The sequence below is a fragment of the Nocardia sp. FBN12 genome (assembly GCF_050320175.1).
GTDB lineage: Bacteria > Actinomycetota > Actinomycetes > Mycobacteriales > Mycobacteriaceae > Nocardia.
Genome location: NZ_CP190048.1, coordinates 6,012,558 through 6,033,328 on the forward strand (window position 1 = coordinate 6,012,558; position 20,771 = coordinate 6,033,328).

The window sequence follows — 20,771 nt, forward strand, 5'->3', positions numbered from 1 at the left end:
TCGTCACAAACAAACTGCGTCGGTGGAGAACTCGAAGACCCGAGGAGCGAACTCACTCCCACCGACTCTGACAGCTTGCCAGCCCCAAGACACTTAGGAAAGCTGAATCGCGGCTCGCCGAGTAAGACACACCAAAGACCGCCGAATTAACACCCACCGCCGATGTTTCACGGGAAACAGTCCCACCCCCTGAGCCTTCCGCACCCCAGGCCCGACACCCCACCGCCCAACCGAGCCAGCACATAACCCCCGCGCCAACCACCCACGAACGCGCCACCAAGCAGACCCCAACCCCGCCCACCCCGAGCGCACTCGCACCTCCAAACCCCACCCCCAATCACACCGCGCAACCCATGCAGTAGCTCCCACACCACCACCCACCGCGCAGCTCCCACACCGACAACGCTGAGCGAACCCCAGCCCGTCCGCCCGCATCTCCAAATCCCACGGTGCACACCCAGCCTGCCCGCATCTCCAAATCCCCACGGCGCACAACCGAGCCCGTCCGCATTTCTGAATACCCGCGGCCCACACCGAGCCAGTCCGCATCTCTAAATCTTCACCGCTCGCACCGAGCCAGTCCAGATATCCAGAACCCACCGCTCACACCCAGCCGGTCCACATCTCTAGAACCACGGCGCACACCCAGCCAGTCCGCATCTTCAACACCCCCCGCCGCACACCCAGCCTGTCCCCGTCTTCAACACCCCCACGCCGCACACCCAGCCTGTCCCCGTCTTCAACAACCCACCCACCCCAACCACCGCACTCCCGACCCCTAGGGAGGGACGGCCACGAAGTGGCCGGTCCGCGGCCGGGTCGCCGGTTAGCCGCCGGGGCGTACGCGACGAAGGAGCAAGCCCCGGTGGCTAACCGGCGGCCCCTCAGGGCCGCGGACACGCGCGCGCCAGCGCGCCAAAAATACAGCCAGCGCGTCCCGGACTACCAAACCCCAAATCTCAACACCCCCGCACACCACCACCCCCGCCACCACAAAACAACCACCCCCCGTTCCACGTGAAACACTCCCACCCCAAAACGCGACCGCCAGCGGAGTGGTCACAACGCACACGCACACCACTAACGCGCCACCCCGCCACACCTAACGAATTTCACACCGCCCAAACCCCATACAACAACCCTCACCCCAATTCGTCACGTTACGAAAACCCTTCGAACGCACCCACCCTCAAACCAACCCAAAGAAAACCAAACTCACCGACGCTTCCGAGCCTTCTTCTCCACCCCAGCAGCCTTACGCTCACTCCGCCGACTAGGACGCTCAGCCCGGGGGAGCAGCTCAGCACTGATCACCAAAGTAGGAACCTCCACAACCCCAGCACCACACCCCACAACCCGAAGATCCGTAGCCCCATCACGAATCAACTCAGCACCATCCCGCTCGAGCTCCTCAGCCGCACTCGTCCCCTTGAGCGCCAGCATCCGACCATGATCACGGAGGAGCGGCAGAGACCAGTGCGCAAGCTTGGCAAGAGGAGCGACCGCCCGCGAAGTAACAACATCAGCACCGCCCGCTTCCTTGATCACCCCCGACTGCTCGGCACGACCGCGAACCACCGTGACATCCAGCCCGGCTTCCTCGATGAACTCACTCAAGAAAATCGTCCGCCGCAGCAACGGCTCCACGAGGGTGATCCGAAGATCGGGCCGAGCGATCGCCAGCGGGATTCCAGGAAGACCGGCACCGCTCCCGATATCGACCACCGAAGCGCCTTCGTCGATCAACTCGCCGATGACAGCACAGTTGAGAATGTGACGCTCCCACAACCGGGGAACCTCACGCGGTCCGATGAGACCGCGTTCCACGCCGGCCGTCGCCAACGCAGCGCAGTACCGGCGAGCGATGTCCAAGCGGTCGCCGAACACGCGGGCAGCGGCGGCGGGCGGTTCCAGCTCGTCGGACGGCGCGCTCAGTTCTCGTTCCACGTGAAACATCCTTCTCCGTTGATGGCAATGAAAAAGCCCCCGGTCCGAGACCGGAGGCCTAATCACATGTTCGTGGTTACGGCGGAAGTCAGCCTACTCGGGCACTACCACCACGTGACGATTCGGCTCGACGCCTTCGCTCTCGCTCGCCACACCCTCGATATCGGCGACCGCGTCGTGCACGATCTTCCGCTCGAACGGAGTCATCGCCGACAGCGCCTCGGGCGCGCCCGACTCCAGCACCCGCTTCGCGGCGGCGACACCGATCTCGCTCAGATCGGTCCGGCGCTGTGCACGCCAACCGGCCACATCGAGCATCAGCCGGCTACGCACGCCGGTCGCCTGCTGCACGGCCAACCGGGTGAGCTCCTGCAGCGCGTCGAGCACTTCACCGTTGCGCCCGACGAGCTTGGTCAGATCGCGGCCGCCATCGATGCTCACGATGGCGCGGTCGCCCTCGACATCGAGGTCGATATCGCCATCGAAGTCGAGCACGTCGAGTAGCTGCTCGAGGTAGTCGCCCGCGATCTCGCCCTCTTCGATCAACGCTTCTTCGGCGTCGTTCACGACGTCAACAGCAGTCGTCGCCACAGTGGCGTCCCCTCCGTCGGTCTCGGTCTCAACAGTCATTGGATTCCCTCTATCCGATCGCGTCTCAGCGCTTACGCTTCTGGTTCGCACGGCCACGGTTACCCGGCCGCTGCTGCCCGCCGGGCCTACGCTTGCCGCCGCCCTGCTTGGCCGACTGTTTGGGGGTGGTGCCGTTGGTCGCCGCGGTGCCGTTCGCCGAGGACTCGTCATCGGCCGGGGCATCCTGTTTCTTGCGGACGTCGACGGGTTTGACACCGGGCTTAGGCGCGTTCTGCGCCCGCAGCTCGAGCTTCTTCTGCTTGCGCTCTTCGTCTTCCTTTTCCATCCGGCCGAACACCAGGTGCTGCTGTCCGTAGGTCCAGATGTTGTTGGCCACCCAGTAGAGCAGGATGCCGATCATCAGGAAGGGGCCACCGACCATCACGCCGAGCGGGAAGACCCACAGCGACAGCTTGTTCATGATGGCGGCCTGCGGGTTGGCCGCGGCTTCGGGTGTCTGCCGCTGGACCGAGGCGCGGGCGTTGAAGTGGGTCGCCAGACCGGCGATGATCATCAGCGGAACCGCCACCATCGCGATGTTCAGCTTGGTCGGCGTGCCGCCCCAATCGGCGAACGCCTGCATCTCGCTGGCGGGCGCGGTGATGAAGGACGCGATCGGCGCACCGAAGATGCGGGCGCTCAGGAACGACTGGACATCGGTCGCGCTGAAGATGTAGTTCGGGGTGTGCGCGTTGTCGTACGCGCTCATACCCAACTGACCCCAGCCGTGGCCGGTGCGGTTGAACGAACGCAGCACATGGAACAGACCGAGGAAGACCGGCACCTGCACAAGGACCGGCAGGCAACCCATGAGCGGGTTGAAGCCGTGCTCCTTCTGGAGCTTCTGCATCTCCTTCGCCATGGTCTCGCGGTCGTTCTTGTACTTCTTCTGCAGCTCCTTGATCTGGGGCTGCAGCTCCTGCATCTGCTTGGTGGTGCGCACCTGCTTCACGAACGGCTTGTACAGCACAAGCCGCAGCGTGAAGACCAGGAACACCACGGCGAGGCTCCACGTGAGCCCGCTGTCTGCTCCGAACACAAAGCCGAAGGCTTTGTGCCAGAACCACAGAATTGCGGATACCGGCCAATAGATGATGTCGAGCACGGCTCTAGGTACTCCCGTCGTTCGTATCGCCGATCAGCGCGGGCGATGACTTTGTGCAGGCTTTCGACCCGCGCTCAGGCACGGGATCCCACCCTCCAGGGTGCCAGGGCGCGCATTTCGCGAGCCGCACGACCGTCAGTGCCGATCCGACGACCAGCCCGCGGGTACGCAAGGCAGTCACCGCGTACTCACTGCAGGTGGGGGTGAACCGGCAGATCGGCATCCGGGTGGGGGAGACGTAGGTCCGGTAGAGCTCGATCAGCGCGATCAGGGCTTTAGCGGGTAAGCGGGTGAGCGTCCTCATCGCCGTTCACCGGCCGGGGTGCGACCGAGCGCGAGCTCCGGTTCCCCGCGCAAGCCGAGCTTGCGCAGGCCGGTGCGCAGCTGGCGCAGCAACTCGGCGGAATCAGCGGTGGCGGCGCCGGGCAGCGCCCGGATCACGACATCGGTACCGACAGGCAATTCGTCGACCACCTGGGCGCACATATGACGCAGGCGGCGGGCCACCCGGTGGCGAACCACCGCGTTACCCACCGCCTTGCTGACAATCAGTCCGAACCGCGGACCGCCTACGCGGACCAGGGAATCGCCGTCGGCGACATCGTCGTACCCGTGCGTGAGCGCGTGTACGACGAGATCTCGCCTCCCGATTCGCTGACCGCGGCGCACCGTGCGGGAGAATTCGGCACGGTGGTGCAACCGATACGGCTCAGGCAACACCCGAGCGTCCGACTACGCGCGATCAGGCAGTCAGTTCGGTACGGCCCTTGCGGCGACGCGCCGCAACGATGGCGCGACCCGCACGGGTACGCATCCGGAGACGGAAGCCGTGGACGCGCGCCCGACGACGGTTGTTCGGCTGGAACGTCCGCTTGCCCTTGGCCACGGTCAACACTCCTGTAGTAAGTGGGCACCATTCGGCGCCCGAAGTCTGTACAAATGATTTGTCTGCGCTGCGGACCGCGGTCTACGCACAGATTGCCTTGGCGATCGGTGTGCAGCAGACAGCCGCCAACCGCGCCAAGGGGTGACTGTACGAGGGTACTTACCCCGAAGGGACGGGTCAAACTCGGCCCCCACGTACCTGTCACCGGCACGAGCTCCAGGTTACCGGACCCCCGAATCGGCCGTGGACGCGGCGCCGTTCGCGTGGCGCATCGAGCCCGACCAGGCACGACACGCCCGGGCCGCAGTGACGCATGCAGGCACTTTTCGTGAGTTCTTCCACACCCCTGGCGTTGCGTGGCGCGGCCAGCTAGCCTCTGTAGCCGGGGGATTGCTGAAGAACCGCTGGTCCAGCCCCATTCACTGCCACACGCTGGCAGAATTCCTTTATCCCCAGGTTTGTCCACATCTGTGGATAATTATGTGGACAGACGGCCGCAGTGGCATATTCGTAGGGCCGTCGGTGCCCGCGCCGCAGTCCGGAATCGCCGGACCTCGAGCGTTCGAACCAGCTTCGGTTGTACGCAGGATCACTGGATAACACCTGTTCGCGGGTGGTTTCCGGCGTGCGCCGGGCCGTGGGCCCCAACTAACCGGTCCGGGGAGGACGCTGTATGGACGACGAGCAGAACGTACTGGCCACGGTGTGGCCAGAGGTGGTTGCCGAGCTCACCACCGGCTCTGCCGACGGCGCCATCCCCGCGGTGAGTCGCGCACAGCAGGCCTGGTTGAAGCTGGTGAAGCCGCTTACCGTCGCGCAGGGTTTCGCGTTGCTGTCGGTTCCGTCCTCGCTGGCACAGGAGGCGATCGAGCGTGATCTGCGCGAGCCGATCCTGCGATCGCTCGGCCGCCGCCTGGGTCCCCAGGTGGAAGGACTCGGAGTGCGCATCGCCGCGCCGAGCCCGGCCGCGGGGGAGCGGGCCGGTAGTTCGCCTCGGCACGCCAGGATGACGAGCAGGCCGGAGCGTCCGCGCGAGCAGGTGCGCCCGCCCGCCGGTTATCCCGGGCCCGATTTCAGCGTTCCCGATTATGCCGCGCGCGGTGAGTACGGCAGGCCGCGTTACGGCGCAGGCGAGTATCCGGGCCAGGGCGGGGAGTACGGCAACGACTATCCGGCCAACGGCGAGTACCCGAACAGCTACGGCGGCCGTGAGTACCCCGTGCAGGGCGGCGAGTACGGCGAGCGCAACGACTACGCCGGGCACCGCGACTACCAGGCCGAACCGGAGTACCAACAGAACCCGTCGGAGTTCAGCCAGTCCGGCGAATACAAGCAGGCGCCTGCCGAGTACGGCCAGCCCGCCGAGTACAAGCAAGCCCCCGCCGAGTACAGCCAGCAGCCGGAGTATCAGCAGGCGCCGTCGGAATACGGTCAGCAGCCGGAGTACCAGCAGGCACCCTCCGAGTACGGCCAGCCCGCGGAATACGGCCAGCAGACCGAATACAAACAGGCACCGTCGGAGTACCAGGGCGAGCGCAACGATTTCCCCGGTACCGATTTCGAGCCGACCGCGGCTTACCCGGTGGCCGACTACGCAGGCGGCGAGTTCGGCGGCCGCGGTGAGTTCCGTGGCGGTCGCCCGGACCAGCGGGTCCCCGAGACCGCACCGCCCGCCCGCCGTGAGCAGGCAGCTTCACCGCGCCGCGACCACTCCGGGCAGGAGTCGCTGTTCACGCCGGACCCGGCGCCGCAGCGTGCGCCGAACCGTGGCAGGCCGGCCGAGGAGCCCGCCGCGGCGCGGGCCGAGGAGCCGAGCGCCGAGGGTCAGGACACGCCGTTCCCCGGCCAGCCCGGTGCCCAGCCGGTCGACGACGAGCCGGTGGTCAGCAATCGCAACAACTGGCCGACCTATTTCAACAAGTCGCCCGAGGCGCCGCCGCAGTCCTCCTCGTCGGCCAGTCTCAATGCCAAGTACACGTTCGAGACCTTCGTCATCGGCGCGTCCAACCGGTTCGCGCATGCCGCCGCGGTGGCCATCGCGGAGGCACCTGCGCGGGCGTACAACCCACTGTTCGTCTGGGGCGCTTCAGGATTGGGCAAAACCCACCTGCTGCACGCGGCGGGCCACTACGCACAGCGCCTGTTCCCCGGCATGCGGGTGAAGTACGTCTCCACCGAGGAATTCACCAACGACTTCATCAACAGCCTGCGCGACGACCGCAAGGTCGCGTTCAAGCGCCGCTACCGCGAGACCGACATCCTGCTGGTGGACGACATCCAGTTCATCGAGGGCAAGGAAGGCATCCAGGAGGAGTTCTTCCACACCTTCAACACCCTGCACAACGCGAACAAGCAGATCGTGGTGTCCTCGGATCGCCCGCCCAAGCAGCTGGCCACCCTGGAGGAACGGCTGCGGACCCGCTTCGAGTGGGGCCTGATCACCGATGTACAGCCGCCTGAGCTGGAGACGCGCATCGCGATCCTGCGGAAGAAGGCGCGGATGGACCGGCTCGATGTGCCCCACGATGTGCTCGAGCTGATCGCGAGCCGGGTGGAGCGCAATATCCGCGAGCTGGAGGGCGCGCTGATCCGGGTGACGGCGTTCGCCTCGCTCAACGGTCAGCCGCTCGACCTCTCGCTGGCCGAGGTGGTGCTGCGCGACCTGATGCCCGATACGGCGGCGCTGGAGATCAACGCGGCGACGATCATGGCCGTCACCGCCGAGTACTTCAACACCACGCTCGAGGAGCTGACCGGGCCCGGCAAGGCCCGTCCGCTGGCGCAGGCCCGCCAGATCGCCATGTACCTGTGCCGTGAGCTCACCGATCTGTCGCTGCCCAAGATCGGCCAGGCGTTCGGTCGCGACCACACCACGGTGATGTACGCGGAGAAAAAGGTGCGCAAGGAGATGACCGAGCGCCGTCGCGTCTACGACCAGGTCCAAGAACTCACAGCCCGAATCAAACAGCGCTCCCGCTGATTTCATCCCCAACCCGGAACACCGCCCTGACCTGGGGCGGTGTTCTTTTTTGCCCTGTGGATTCCTCGAGGAATTCCTGTGGACTCCTCGAGGAATCCACACCTTTGTGCACCGGTCGGTGCACAGGGTGTTGGGCGAGCCTGTGCAGCGTTCGTGCACAGGCAGTTGTCCACATCATCCACAGGACGCTCCGCTAACACCTGTGCACTAGCGGTGACCTGCGACAGCGCCGAATCGGGCCTGTGGATTCCTCGAGGAGTCCCTGTGGAGTCCTCGAGGAATCCCCACCGTTACCACCAGGCTGCCCCGACGTGTGAACAACTGGGTGAATCCGGTGGAACAACTCGAGGACAACTCGAGGATGGAATGGGGACAACTTCGCGCCTCCACAGCCACCGCCGATTCATCCTCGAGTCACCCCAAGTCCATCCCCATCCCACCAAGCGGTCTGACCTGCGGATTCGGCCGAAATCCACAGATTCCACAGTGCCTACTACTACTTCAGTTCTCCTTCTAGAGAGAACTCTTTTAAAACAGGGTGTGTGGAAACTCGGTTGGGGAGGCTCGAGTCAGGCGGTCGTTCACTCACAGGCAGGCAAGGAGAAGCGGGGTGGATCGACAAGGCGGAAACGACCGGGAGGGTCGATGCGGAGTTCGCGCATCGCACGGGTACCGTTTGCTTGTCGGTTGGTTGTGCGAGACTCAGTGCGCGGCCGACACAGCAGTTCAACTCCGCTGACACACCCCCGCACACGGATTCGAAACTCGGAGAGGACAAATCGGGCGATGGAGCTTGCGAGCATGAAGTTTCGGGTCGCCCGAGAGGACTTCGCCGAATCGGTGGCCTGGGTGGCGCGCAGTCTCCCGTCCCGGCCTCCGGTGCCTGTTCTCGGCGGTGTGCTGCTGGTGGCCGACGAGAACGGCCTGACGGTCTCCGGGTTCGACTACGAGGTCTCCGCGCAGATGCGCGTCGCGGCCGAGGTCGCCGGTCCCGGCCAGGTGCTGGTCTCAGGCCGCCTGCTCGCCGACATCACCAAGTCGCTGTCGAACAAGCCGGTCGACGTCTCCGTCGACGGCACCCGCGTGCTCATCGCCTGTGGCAGCGCGAAGTTCTCCCTGCCGACCATGCCGGTCGAGGACTATCCCCAGCTGCCCGAGGTGCCGCAGCAAACCGGTGAGGTCACCGTCGACGTGTTCGCCGAGGCGGTCGGCCAGGTCGCCGTCGCCGCCGGCCGTGACGACACCCTGCCGATGCTCACCGGCATCCGCGTCGAGATCGAGGGCAACGACGTGGTGCTGGCCGCCACCGACCGCTTCCGCCTCGCCGTGCGCCACCTGCAGTGGAACCCGACCCGCTCCGACATCGAGACCGCGGTGCTGATCCCCGCGCGCACGCTGTCCGAGGCCGCCAAGACCCTCGGTGCCGCCGAGGCGCCCGTGCAGCTGTCGCTGGGCAGCGGTGGCGGCGCCGACGGCCTGCTCGGCATCGTCAACGGTGGTCGGCGCACCACCACCCGCTTGCTCGACGCGGAATTCCCCAAGTTCCGCCAGTTGCTCCCCAAGGAACACACTTCGATCGCCACCCTGCCCGTCGCGGTGCTCTCGGAGGCGATCAAGCGCGTCGCCCTGGTGGCCGAGCGCGGTGCCCAGGTGCGGCTCGAGTTCTCCACAGACGGCGTGCTGCTGTCGGCGGGTGGGGACGACGCGGGCCGGGCCGAGGAATGGCTGGAAGCCGATTTCCGCGGCGAACCCCTCACCATCGCGTTCAACCCCGGCTACCTGACCGAGGGGCTGGCCGCGCTGCACACCGACCGGGTCACCTTCGGGTTCACCACCCCCAGCCGCCCCGCGGTGCTGCTGCCCGCCTCCGACGAGGAGCCGAAGGTGCTCGAGTCCGGCGCGTTCGCGGCCTTGGAGAGCCAGTACATCTACCTGTTGATGCCGGTCCGGCTGCCCGGCTGAGCTGGCAGGGGCGGCTAGGCCTACATGTTCATCCGTGAGCTGTCGGTCCGTGATTTCCGTTCGTGGGAACACGCCGACCTCGAGTTGTCCCCAGGGCGCACGGTGCTGTTGGGGGCGAACGGCAACGGCAAGACCAATCTGCTCGAGGCGGTCGGCTATCTCGCGACGCTCGGCTCACATCGGGTCTCCGCCGACGCGCCGCTGATCCGGCTGGGTGCCACCCAGGCCAGGATCGGCGCCACGGTGGTGAACACCGGCCGGGAACTGCGGGTGGATGTGGAGCTCAAGGCGGGTGCCGCCAATCGCGCGCAGATCAATCGCTCGCCGGTGCGCCGTTCCCGCGAAATCCTGGGGATTCTGCAGACCGTGCTGTTCGCGCCGGAGGATCTGGCGCTGGTGCGTGGCGATCCGGGGGAGCGGCGGCGGTTCCTCGACGAGTTGTCCACAGCTCGGTTGCCCAGGCTCGCCGGGGTGCGCGCGGACTACGACAAGGTACTGCGGCAACGTTCTGCCCTGTTGAAAACCGCTGGGCGCCAATCGCGTTCGCGTGCCGATCTGGGCACCCTCGACGTGTGGGACGGCCATCTCGCCGACCACGCGGCGGTGCTGCTCGCCGAACGGTTACGCCTGGTCCACGACCTGTATCCCCATCTGTCCCAGGCATATCGGTCGATCGCGCCCGAATCACGTCCCGCGGCAATCACTTACCGCTCGGGGTACCTGCCACCGGAACTACTCGATCCGGCCAGGGCTCCCGAACCAGGTGATCCACAACTGCTGCACGAGATCATGCTGCGCGAGCTGGCCGCCGCCAGGAACCGGGAGCTCGATCGCGGGGTCTGTCTGGTCGGCCCGCATCGCGACGATCTGGAATTGCTGCTCGGCAGCGCGCCCGCGAAGGGCTTCGCCAGTCACGGGGAGTCCTGGTCGTTCGCCCTCGCGCTGCGGCTGGCCTCGTTCGAGTTGTTGCGCGGCGAGGGCTCCGAACCGGTGCTGCTGCTCGACGACGTGTTCGCCGAACTCGACCGCCGCCGCCGCGCCGCGCTCGCGGAGGTGGCCGCAGGCGCCGAACAGGTGTTGATCACAGCCGCGGTGGCCGAGGATGTGCCGTCGGAACTGGCCGCCGAACCATTGCGTGTGCACACGACCGGCGAGGCGGACCGGCGAACCTCACAGATCGTCACCGATGTCGTCGAAAACACCGAAGATATGCACAGTTCGCGATAGTTATCCCCAGCCCCTGTGGAAAACCCGCAACATGCTGGACATATGCCAGATCGGTGCTCGACGACCCCGTCGGCACCCCGGCGTAGACTCCACCCACACTCGGCCACTCCCCACACCGGAAGGCGGAAACCCGTGCCCGAAGATCCCGCACCGGAGCTGCGCGGCATCGATCTGGCCCGCCGTGCGCTGGAAGAGGCACGCGCCGCGGCCAAGGCGAGTGGCAAGTCCGTCGGGCAGGGCAGGGCCTCGCCGGTACGCAAATTGCGGGCCGGTGGCAGGCGCCGCAGCGGGTGGTCCGGCTCGGGTCCCGATGCCCGTGATCCCCAGCTGCTCGGCGCGCTCAGCGGCACGCTGGCGAAGAGTCGTGGCTGGTCAGGCAAGGTAGCCGAGGGCACGGTGTTCGGCAGCTGGCCCCGCGTGGTCGGCGAGGACATCGCCTCCCACGCCACCCCGGTGACCCTGGAGAACGGTGTGCTCAAGATCGCTGCCGAGTCCACCGCATGGGCCACCCAGCTGCGGATGTTGCAGAGCCAGATCCTGGCCAAGATCAATGCCGCGGTCGGGCAGGGCGTGGTCACCTCGCTGCGCATCACCGGCCCCGCCGCGCCGAGCTGGCGCAAGGGCGATCGCCACATCAAGGGCCGTGGGCCGCGCGATACCTACGGGTAGCCGCGCGGTGACCGGGGCGAGATCCGTTGCGCCCACGCCGCTCTCGAGCCCCGAAGTTGTGGACATGTACACAGGGCCTGTGGATAACTTCGAAGGCGACGACTGATCGCGCAAGTACATGGGTAACTCACCGGGACCGGGCCATCCAAGCCACCGAGACAGTCTGGCCGCCAGTGCAGATCTCCCCGCGCCTAAATCTGGCCATAGAGACACGGAGAGGCGGAAAGGCCGGAAAACTCCCGCAGTCGGACGATTTCTTGCATTCACGGGGAAGCCAGGGGTGTCGTAGGTGCACTGTAAGTTGGGCTTACCAGTAGGATGGTGACGTAACCAGCGGCGAACCTTCGGCGCGTGCTGTGCAGTCCGTGATATCTGATGGCTCTTCGCAGAGTCGTGCGCGTGCTGCCCAGGTCGCTGCGCCAGGGATCAGCAAGTAAGGAGAGCTACCGAGAAGTGGCTGCCAACGACTCCAACGCATCGGGCAAATCAGGCTACGATGCCTCCTCCATCACGGTCCTCGAAGGCCTCGAGGCGGTGCGTAAGCGCCCTGGCATGTACATCGGTTCCACCGGTGAACGCGGTCTGCACCACCTCATCTGGGAGGTTGTGGACAACTCGGTCGACGAGGCGATGGCGGGCCACGCCAGCAAGGTCGAGGTGACTCTGCTCGCCGACGGCGGCGTCGAGGTGATCGACGACGGTCGCGGCATCCCGGTCGGAATGCACGCTCAGGGCGTGCCGACGATCGAGGTCGTCATGACCCAGCTGCACGCCGGCGGCAAGTTCGACTCCGATTCCTACGCGGTCTCGGGTGGTCTGCACGGTGTCGGTATCTCGGTGGTGAACGCCCTCTCGACCAAGGTCGAGGTCGAGGTCGACACCGACGGCTACCACTGGCACCAGACCTACAAAGACGCCAAGCCCGGCAAGCTGGTGCAGGGCGAGCCGACCAAGTCCACCGGCACCACGGTGCGGTTCTGGGCCGACCCCGACATCTTCGAGACCACGAACTACAACTTCGAGACCGTCGCGCGGCGCCTGCAGGAAATGGCCTTCCTGAACAAGGGCCTGACCATCAAGTTCACCGACGAGCGGGTCGCCGAGGGCGAGGTCATCGACGACGTGGTGAGTGAGGTCGCCGAGGCGCCCAAGGACGCCGAGGTGGTCGCCGCGGAAGCGGTCGAGCACAAGGTGAAGACCCGCACCTACCACTACCCGGGCGGCCTGGTGGACTTCGTCCGCCACATCAACCGCACCAAGTCGGCCATCCACAACTCGGTCGTCGGCTACACGGTCAAGGGCACCGGCCACGAGCTCGAGGTCGCGATGCAGTGGAACTCGGGCTACTCCGAGTCGGTCCACACCTTCGCCAACACGATCAACACCCACGAGGGCGGCACCCACGAAGAGGGCTTCCGCGCGGCGCTCACCACGGTGGTCAACAAGTACGCCAAGGAGAAGAAGCTCCTCAAGGAGAAGGACGGCAACCTCACCGGTGACGACATCCGCGAGGGCCTGGCCGCCATCGTGAGCGTCAAGGTCGGCGAGCCGCAGTTCGAGGGCCAGACCAAGACCAAGCTCGGCAACACCGAGGTCAAGTCGTTCGTGCAGCGTGCCTGCAACGAGCACCTGCAGCACTGGTTCGAGGCCAACCCGGCCGACGCGAAGACCATCGTGCAGAAGGCGGTGTCCTCGGCGCAGGCCCGGATGGCCGCCCGTAAGGCGCGCGAGCTGGTCCGCCGCAAGTCGGCGACCGACCTGGGCGGGCTGCCGGGCAAGCTGGCCGACTGCCGGTCCAAGGATCCGCACAAGTGCGAGATCTACATCGTCGAGGGTGACTCCGCCGGTGGTTCGGCCAAGTCCGGCCGCGACTCGATGTACCAGGCGATCCTGCCGCTGCGCGGAAAGATCATCAACGTCGAGAAGGCCCGTATCGACCGTGTCCTCAAGAACAACGAGGTCCAGTCGATCATCACCGCGTTCGGCACCGGGATCCACGACGAGTTCGATATCGCCAAGCTGCGCTACAACAAGATCATCCTGATGGCCGACGCCGACGTGGACGGTCAGCACATCGCGACGCTGCTGCTCACGCTGCTGTTCCGCTTCATGCGTCCACTGGTCGAGCACGGTCACGTGTACTTGGCCCAGCCGCCGCTGTACAAGCTCAAGTGGATGCGTTCCGATCCCGAGTTCGCCTACTCCGACCGTGAGCGCGACGCGCTGGTCGAGGCCGGGCTTGCCGCGGGCAAGAAGATCAACAAGGACGACGGGATCCAGCGCTACAAGGGTCTGGGCGAGATGAACGCCAAGGAGCTGTGGGAGACCACGATGGACCCCTCGGTGCGGGTGCTTCGTCAGGTGACGCTGGACGACGCGGCCGCGGCCGACGAGCTGTTCTCCGTGCTGATGGGTGAGGACGTGGAAGCACGTCGCAGCTTCATCACCCGCAATGCCAAGGACGTCCGTTTCCTCGATGTGTAAGCGGCGCTGCGCCTGACGGGCGCGCCCGCTCGCATATCGGCCCCTCGAAGGAGATTTGATGACTGAGACCACGCTGCCACCGTCCGGCGGTGCGGGCGACCGGACCGAACCGGTCGACATCCAGACCGAAATGCAGAACAGCTACATCGATTACGCGATGAGCGTGATCGTGGGCCGTGCGCTGCCCGACGTGCGCGACGGCCTCAAGCCGGTGCACCGTCGCGTGCTCTACGCGATGTACGACAACGGCTACCGCCCGGACCGCGGCTATGTGAAGTCCGCGCGCCCGGTCGCCGAGACCATGGGTAACTACCACCCGCACGGCGACTCGTCGATCTACGACACCCTCGTGCGAATGGCCCAGCCGTGGTCGCTGCGCTATCCGCTGGTCGACGGCCAGGGCAACTTCGGTTCCCGCGGCAACGACGGCGCGGCCGCCATGCGCTACACCGAGTGCCGTCTGACGCCGCTGGCCATGGAAATGCTGCGCGATATCGACTCCGAGACGGTCGATTTCGTCCCGAACTACGACGGTCGCTCGCAGGAGCCGACCGTGCTGCCCGCCCGCGTGCCCGCGCTGTTGATGAACGGCTCCAACGGCATCGCGGTCGGCATGGCGACCAACATCCCGCCGCACAACCTCAACGAGCTGGCCGAGGCCATCTACTGGGCGCTGGAGAACTACGAGGCCGACGAGGAATCCACCCTCGCCGCCTGCATGGAACGGGTCAAGGGCCCCGACTTCCCGACGCACGGCCTGATCGTCGGCAGTCAGGGCATTCACGACGCCTACACCACTGGTCGCGGTTCGATCCGCATGCGCGGTGTGGTGGAGATCGAGGAAGACGCGCGTGGTCGCACCACGATCGTCATCACCGAACTGCCGTACCAGGTCAACACCGACAACTTCGTCAACTCCATCGCCGAGCAGGTGAAGGACGCGAAGATCGCGGGTATCTCCGATATCCACGACGAGTCCTCCGACCGTGTCGGCATGCGCATCGTGGTCACGGTCAAGCGTGACGCGGTCGCCAAGGTGGTGCTGAACAACCTCTACAAGCACACCCAGCTGCAGACCAGCTTCGGCGCGAACATGCTCTCGATCGTCGACGGCGTCCCGCGCACGCTGCGGCTGGATCAGATGATTCGCTACTACGTGAATCACCAGCTCGAGGTCATCGTGCGGCGCACCCGCTACCTGCTGCGCAAGGCCGAGGAGCGGGCCCACATCCTGCGCGGCCTGGTCAAGGCCCTCGACATGCTCGACCAGGTCATCGCGTTGATCCGCGGCGCGGCGAACACCGACACCGCGCGCACCGGCCTGATGCAGCTGCTCGACATCGACGAGATCCAGTCGACCGCCATCCTCGACATGCAGCTGCGTCGGCTGTCGGCGCTGGAGCGTCAGCGCATCATCGACGATCTGGCCAAGATCGAGATCGAGATCGCCGACTACAAGGACATTCTCGAAAAGCCCGAGCGTCAGCGCGCGATCGTGCGCGACGAGCTGGCCGAGATCGTCGAGAAGTACGGCGACGACCGCCGGACCAGGATCATCGCCGCCGACGGTGACGTCGCCGACGAGGACCTGATCGCGCGCGAGGACGTGGTGGTCACGATCACCGAGACCGGCTACGCCAAGCGCACCAAGACCGACCTCTACCGCTCGCAGAAGCGCGGCGGCAAGGGCGTGATGGGCGCGGGCCTCAAGCAGGACGACATCGTCAAGCACTTCTTCGTCTCGTCCACCCACGACTGGCTGCTGTTCTTCACCAACAAGGGCCGCGTCTACCGGGCCAAAGCCTACGAACTGCCCGAGGCCAACCGGACCGCGCGTGGTCAGCACGTGGCCAACCTGCTCGCGTTCCAGCCGGACGAGAAGATCGCCCAGATCATCCAGCTCAAGACCTACGAGGACGCGCCGTACCTGGTGCTCGCGACACGCGCGGGTTTGGTGAAGAAGTCGAAACTCACCGATTTCGACTCCAACCGCTCCGGCGGCATCGTCGCGGTGAACCTGCGCGACGACGACGAATTGGTCGGTGCGGTGCTGTGCTCGTCCGACGATGACCTGCTCCTGGTCTCGGCGCACGGCCAGTCGATCCGCTTCGCGGCGACCGATGAGGCGCTGCGTCCGATGGGTCGCGCCACCTCCGGCGTGCAGGGCATGCGCTTCAACACCGACGACGAGCTGCTCTCGCTCAACGTGGTGCGTCTGGAGACATATCTGCTGGTCGCGACGGCCGGCGGGTACGCGAAGCGGACCGCGATCGAGGAGTACACCGCGCAGGGTCGTGGCGGAAAAGGCGTATTGACAATCCAATACGATCCGAAGCGTGGCAGCCTGGTGGGTGCGCTCATCGTCGACGACGAGGACGAGTTGTACGCGATCACTTCCAGTGGTGGCGTCATCCGCACCGCAGCCAAGCAGGTTCGTAAGGCCGGACGCCAGACAAAGGGCGTGCGATTGATGAACCTCGCGGATGGCGATACCTTGCTAGCGATCGCGCGCAACGCCGACGAGCCCGATCCCGATCAGCTCCTCGGCGACGTGGCTTCGGAGTAATACACCAAATAGCGGCGGCAACGAACGGATCTGAGGATTCCATTGACCACACCGAATCAGTCGAACGACGATCGGAACCAGACCAACGGCGTCACCGAGCGGATCGCCACGTCTCCGATCCCGCCGCGACCGATCCCGCGCCAGGGCGGTCCGGCCGAGGGCGCGGCGCCGGAATCCGGTGCGGCCGGTGCCGATTCGCACGACGGTAAGGGCAGTAAATCCTCGCCCTACCAGGACGGGTGGGCGCAGCTGCCGCAGCGTGAACCGCAGTCGAACCTGTATCGGCCCGGCGAATCGCCGAGTCAGGGACGGCCCTCGTCCGGCGGCCAGTCCTCGGGCGGGCTCAAGGGCAGCGGCGCGTCCAACGCCAGGACCACCGCGGACCTGGCGGCCAAGGCGGCCCGCAAGGAAGCGGCGATGGTGAAGTCCGTCGGTATCGACGGGCCAACCCGCTCCATCGCGCGTCCGGAACTGGTCAAGGACATGCCCGATCTGTCCGACGTGCGCCACCCGGCACCCGAGGCGCCGGTGGCCCCTCCTGGGCTGCCGATGGCGCCGCAGCCCCAGCACAACATGGGGCCGAGCGCGCGGGCGGCCGCCGCGGCGGGCACGGTCTCGCCCGCGGCGCCGGTGGCGATCGCGGCCGCCGCGTCGGGTGAGCCGCTACGCGCGACGGTGCAGATCCGCCGGATCGACCCATGGTCGACCCTGAAGATCACGCTGGTGATCAGCGTGGCGCTGTTCTTCGTGTGGATGCTGGCCGTCGGCCTGCTCTACATCGTGCTGGCCGGCATGGGCGTCTGGGACAACCTGGACAACTCGCTTGGCGAGATGCTGAACCAGGAGGGCAGCTCGTCGAGCCTGATCGACGCGGGCACGGTGTTCGGCTACGCGGGCGTGATCGGCCTGATCAACGTGGTGCTGTTCACCGCGCTGGCCACGGTCGGCGTGTTCATCTACAACCAGTGCTGCGATCTGGTCGGTGGCATCCAGATAACCCTGGCCGATCCCGACTAGAAGTGCGTTTTTCCCGACGGCCGGTCAGCCCTTCGAAAAAGGGTCTGACCGGCCGTTTTGGTTATCGGTAGCCAGGTAAGGTAACCTCGTTTCTCGTTGCGGTTCACTGCTCGAGCAGGGGATCGAAATGAGTTCGGGCCTATAGCTCAGGCGGTTAGAGCGCTTCGCTGATAACGAAGAGGTCGGAGGTTCAAGTCCTCCTAGGCCCACTCCCGAACAGCACAGTAGGGTGGGAATCATGAAGATTGTCCTCATGGTCGGTGTTGTGATCGCCGTTCTCATCGGTGTCAGCAAATTCCGCAAGCGCGACGACGCAGACCTCTGGCGCGAGGTCACCACCCGCTGACTTCGGGTTGCCAACTGGTCAGTGGCCAGTAAGGGGCCTTAGCTCAATTGGCAGAGCACTGCCTTTGCAAGGCAGGGGTTAGGGGTTCGATTCCCCTAGGCTCCACATCTGTGAATGCGATGTATTCCTCGGTCTTCGATTTTCTCCTCACCGCCGCACCCGCCGACTCCGTTTCGGCTGATTTCGCGGCGGACTGGGCCCGCCACCGCGCACGATCACGCGATTTCGCGAGTTCGCTCGACCGGGCCGCGATCGCCGGATTCGACAGTGCCGGAACCGGTCCCGCGTTTCTCGGTGGCTATCAGGAAGCGCTTCACGCGCTGGTGCCCTCGCTCGATCCCGCCGAACTCGCCGCTATGTGCGCGACCGAGGGTGCCGGTGCGCGGCCGTCGACGATGGCCACCGTCGTGAACGAAGCCGGCGTCGTCGACGGGACCAAATCCTTCGCCACCCTCGGGACGTTCGCCGATCGCTTCCTGGTGATCGCCCGATCCGGTACCCAGCCCGATGGCAGGGCGATACTGCGCGCAGTGCTGGTTCCCGCCGGTGCGTCCGCCGCGGTGACGCCGCTGCCCGCGCTGCCGTTCGCGCCGGAGATCCCGCACGCCACCGTGACCTTCGACGCCGCGCCGGGTGAACTGCTGCCCGGTGACGGCTACACCGATTTCCTGAAGCCGTTCCGGACGATCGAGGACCTGCATGTGGTGGCCGCTGTGCTGGGTCAGCTCGTTCGGGTTGCCCGGCTAGCGCAGTGGCCCGCGGAGCCCGTAGAACAGCTGCTGGCGCTGTTTGCGGCGGTCCGTGGAGTCGGTGCCGAGGATCCTGGCTCGCCGGGTGTGCATATCGCGCTCGGTGGCGTCTTCGATCGGCTGACGGCGCTGCGTACCGAGCTGGACCCGCTGTGGACACCGGTGGATCCGGGGGTCAGGGAGCGCTGGGAGCGGGACGCGCCGTTGCTCGGGGTCGCGGGGAAGGTCAGGGCCGCGCGGTTGGCGACGGCGTGGCGCACGGTGGCCTGATCACCGTGATCCGGTTCTGGTGAACGTGCCGAGGCCGCTCTCGTCGAAGTAGTCGATGGTCAGCGTGCCGTCGGCGAACCGCGCGGACGAGACGCTGCCGGGCGGGGCGTTCTCTCCGCTCAGGTCGAAGGCGAAGGTGTCGCCGTCCCAGTGCCGGAGTTGATAGGTCCGCTGCTCGGGCCCGATGGTCAGCCGCAGGCCGGTGTCCGTCGCGACGATCGTCGCAGGTCCCCAATAGGCGCTGTCGTAGGTGCCCTCGTAGGCCGGTAGTGGTTGCGCGGGAGCCGGATTCGCCGGGGCGGGCCGGCCCGACAGGTCGCCTTCCGGATCGTTGACGGTGGCGAACGCGTCGCGGTACAGGCCGCGCCAGTCCTCGCGGATCTCGCCGAACTGCACGAGATCGCCGAACTCGGCGGTCAGGGTTTCCGGGATGCCGAGCGGTGCCGCGTTCGTCAGCGCGACGATGGCCACGTCGGCGGACGGGATCACCAGGAAGGTGGTGGCCGCGCCGAGGGTGAACGCGCCGGAGTGGCTGTTGGCGGTGCGGCCCGCCGAGGAGACCGACACGTTGAAGCCGTACCCGTAGCTGCCCGCTCGCGCGGCGGGAGTGCTCGGCGGCGCCGAGACGATCTGGGGGGTGACGGCGGGGAGCAGGGCCTCGGGTGGGGCGATGGTCGTCGGGCCCGCTGTGCCGTCGCCGAGCAGCATCGTCAGCCAGCGGGCCATGTCGTTCACCGACGAACTCGCGCCGCCGGCGGGGGACTGGGGGTCGGGGTCGCGCACGTAGCGGGCCACCCATTCGCCGTCGATGTTCACATGTCCCACAGCGTGATTCGGGTGCGCTCGGAAGTCGTCGAAGCGAGAGCTGGTGTCGCGCATGCCGAGCGGTGCGTAGAGGGCGTCGTCGGAGAGTCGCGCCCAGTCCTTTCCGGCCGCCGCGGCCACCGATTCGGCGCCTGCCGTGAGCCCGAAGTTGGTGTAGTGGTAGGTGATCCGGAACGGGTCGAGGGGTTCGAGGCGCAGCTTGTCGAAGATCGCGGCCTGGTCGTAGCCGAGGTCTTCGAGCCGGTCGCCCGCGTGGTCGGGCAGGCCGCTGCGGTGCGCGAACAGATCGCCCACGGTGAGCTGGGCGGTGGTGTCGGGGTCGGCCAGCGCGAACGAGGGGAGATGCGCGACGACCGGGGTCGTCCACTCGATCGTGTCAGCGCCGACCTGGTTGGCCACGACGGTCGCGGCGAGCGACTTCGACACCGAGGCCAGCTGGAAGACGGTGTCGGCGTCCACCTTGTCCGGCGCGCCCGCCTCGCGAACACCGAAACCCTTGGCGTACACGGTTTTTCCACCGTGTACGACCGCGACAGCCATGCCGGGGATACGGCTGGATTCCATCAGCGAGGCTGCCAGTTCGTCGAGCCGTCCGACGGCTTTGCCGACCGCGTCGGCGGGCAGGGCGACACCGGCGACCTGATTCGGGGGGACCTCGGCGGTGGTCGTCGTGGCGGTGTGCTGGTCGTCGGTGGAACCGGAACAACCGACCAGGATCGTCAACGATAAGACGACCCCGGCGATCGCACCGCGACCAGGCACCATGGGCCGACGATAGCCCTGGTTGCCGGGTGATCGCCCGACCGTGGCCGGACTGTGACGCTCGGCGTAGCGGTGCGCGTCAGGCGATCTGCCGAGCTGCGACCTTGCCGGAAAATGGGGAGCGGGCCTCGGCGAAGGGGGGGAGTTAGCCGAGGCCCGCGTAGGGTCGGCCCGGGGGGGAGGGGCCGACCTGAACGATCCTACGCGATACGCGCGGAATTCGTGTACGCGCACCGGGCGAGTTTGCGAGATTATTCGGCCGTTGGCGGGGGTGTCGGAGGTGGCCCGGGGTGTGATGCGGGCCGGTTGCGCGCCTCCGGCGCTTGTCAGTTGTTCGACGACGCAC

The 20,771-nt window shown here is 66.5% G+C and carries 16 protein-coding genes and 2 tRNA genes; 11 read left to right on the plus strand and 7 right to left on the minus strand.

Translation table 11 applies throughout. The features are described 5' to 3' along the window. Positions 1 to 1,215: 1,215 nt before the first annotated feature. The 6 genes from rsmG to rpmH form a co-directional block, all read right to left on the minus strand. On the minus strand, positions 1,216 to 1,956 hold the full coding sequence (gene rsmG / locus ACQHI0_RS28395; RefSeq protein ID WP_427904831.1) for a 16S rRNA (guanine(527)-N(7))-methyltransferase RsmG: 741 nt from the start codon (positions 1,954 to 1,956) through the stop codon (positions 1,216 to 1,218). Positions 1,957 to 2,040: 84 nt separating this feature from the next. After that, positions 2,041 to 2,577 carry a protein jag gene (locus ACQHI0_RS28400; protein ID WP_056822606.1) on the minus strand — a complete coding sequence of 179 codons (537 nt, stop codon included), beginning with the start codon at positions 2,575 to 2,577 and terminating at the stop codon, positions 2,041 to 2,043. A 25-nt stretch (positions 2,578 to 2,602) separates the two neighbouring features. Beyond that, a complete protein-coding gene (yidC, locus tag ACQHI0_RS28405; RefSeq protein WP_427904832.1) occupies positions 2,603 to 3,682 on the minus strand; it encodes a membrane protein insertase YidC in 1,080 nt (359 codons plus the stop codon). A 4-nt stretch (positions 3,683 to 3,686) separates the two neighbouring features. Further along, entirely contained in the window at positions 3,687 to 3,986 is a 300-nt protein-coding gene (yidD, locus tag ACQHI0_RS28410) for a membrane protein insertion efficiency factor YidD (RefSeq protein ID WP_266294807.1), read from the minus strand. Beyond that, positions 3,983 to 4,402: a ribonuclease P protein component gene (gene rnpA / locus ACQHI0_RS28415; RefSeq protein WP_427904833.1), complete on the minus strand. Its 420-nt coding sequence runs from the start codon at positions 4,400 to 4,402 to the stop codon at positions 3,983 to 3,985. The genes yidD and rnpA overlap by 4 nt, the downstream gene beginning before the upstream one ends. A 22-nt stretch (positions 4,403 to 4,424) precedes the next feature. Next, positions 4,425 to 4,568 carry a 50S ribosomal protein L34 gene (rpmH, locus tag ACQHI0_RS28420; RefSeq protein WP_082843828.1) on the minus strand — a complete coding sequence of 48 codons (144 nt, stop codon included), beginning with the start codon at positions 4,566 to 4,568 and terminating at the stop codon, positions 4,425 to 4,427. Between the two features lie 673 nt (positions 4,569 to 5,241). On the opposite strand from rpmH, the gene dnaA reads away from it, so the two are divergent. The 11 genes from dnaA to ACQHI0_RS28475 all read left to right on the plus strand — a co-directional run bounded on the left by dnaA (position 5,242) and on the right by ACQHI0_RS28475 (position 18,838). Next, positions 5,242 to 7,548 carry a chromosomal replication initiator protein DnaA gene (gene dnaA / locus ACQHI0_RS28425; RefSeq protein WP_427904834.1) on the plus strand — a complete coding sequence of 769 codons (2,307 nt, stop codon included), beginning with the start codon at positions 5,242 to 5,244 and terminating at the stop codon, positions 7,546 to 7,548. A gap of 786 nt (positions 7,549 to 8,334) precedes the next feature. Continuing rightward, positions 8,335 to 9,510, plus strand: coding sequence for a DNA polymerase III subunit beta (dnaN, locus tag ACQHI0_RS28430; protein WP_427904835.1), 1,176 nt, complete (start codon positions 8,335 to 8,337; stop codon positions 9,508 to 9,510). Between the two features lie 24 nt (positions 9,511 to 9,534). Next, positions 9,535 to 10,737, plus strand: a complete 1,203-nt coding sequence (gene recF / locus ACQHI0_RS28435) for a DNA replication/repair protein RecF (RefSeq protein ID WP_427904836.1) — start codon at positions 9,535 to 9,537, stop codon at positions 10,735 to 10,737. A gap of 132 nt (positions 10,738 to 10,869) precedes the next feature. After that, positions 10,870 to 11,406, plus strand: a complete 537-nt coding sequence (locus tag ACQHI0_RS28440; RefSeq protein WP_427904837.1) for a DUF721 family protein — start codon at positions 10,870 to 10,872, stop codon at positions 11,404 to 11,406. Positions 11,407 to 11,859: 453 nt separating this feature from the next. After that, positions 11,860 to 13,890, plus strand: a complete 2,031-nt coding sequence (gene gyrB, locus ACQHI0_RS28445) for a DNA topoisomerase (ATP-hydrolyzing) subunit B (protein WP_427909331.1) — start codon at positions 11,860 to 11,862, stop codon at positions 13,888 to 13,890. A gap of 58 nt (positions 13,891 to 13,948) precedes the next feature. After that, positions 13,949 to 16,456, plus strand: a complete 2,508-nt coding sequence (gyrA, locus tag ACQHI0_RS28450; RefSeq protein ID WP_427904838.1) for a DNA gyrase subunit A — start codon at positions 13,949 to 13,951, stop codon at positions 16,454 to 16,456. A 42-nt stretch (positions 16,457 to 16,498) separates the two neighbouring features. Continuing rightward, positions 16,499 to 17,473 (plus strand): DUF3566 domain-containing protein, encoded by a 975-nt coding sequence (locus ACQHI0_RS28455; protein WP_427904839.1) that lies wholly within the window; start codon positions 16,499 to 16,501, stop codon positions 17,471 to 17,473. A 135-nt stretch (positions 17,474 to 17,608) separates the two neighbouring features. Continuing rightward, positions 17,609 to 17,682, plus strand: a tRNA-Ile gene (locus ACQHI0_RS28460). 29 nt (positions 17,683 to 17,711) lie between these two features. After that, entirely contained in the window at positions 17,712 to 17,819 is a 108-nt protein-coding gene (locus ACQHI0_RS28465; protein ID WP_211300361.1) for a DLW-39 family protein, read from the plus strand. Positions 17,820 to 17,851: 32 nt separating this feature from the next. Next, positions 17,852 to 17,924 (plus strand) — tRNA-Ala (locus tag ACQHI0_RS28470). A gap of 5 nt (positions 17,925 to 17,929) precedes the next feature. Next, on the plus strand, positions 17,930 to 18,838 hold the full coding sequence (locus tag ACQHI0_RS28475) for an acyl-CoA dehydrogenase family protein (protein WP_427904840.1): 909 nt from the start codon (positions 17,930 to 17,932) through the stop codon (positions 18,836 to 18,838). Here ACQHI0_RS28475 and ACQHI0_RS28480 read toward each other — a convergent pair whose 3' ends face one another. Further along, a complete protein-coding gene (locus ACQHI0_RS28480; RefSeq protein ID WP_427904841.1) occupies positions 18,839 to 20,428 on the minus strand; it encodes a serine hydrolase in 1,590 nt (529 codons plus the stop codon). Positions 20,429 to 20,771: the final 343 nt, after the last annotated feature.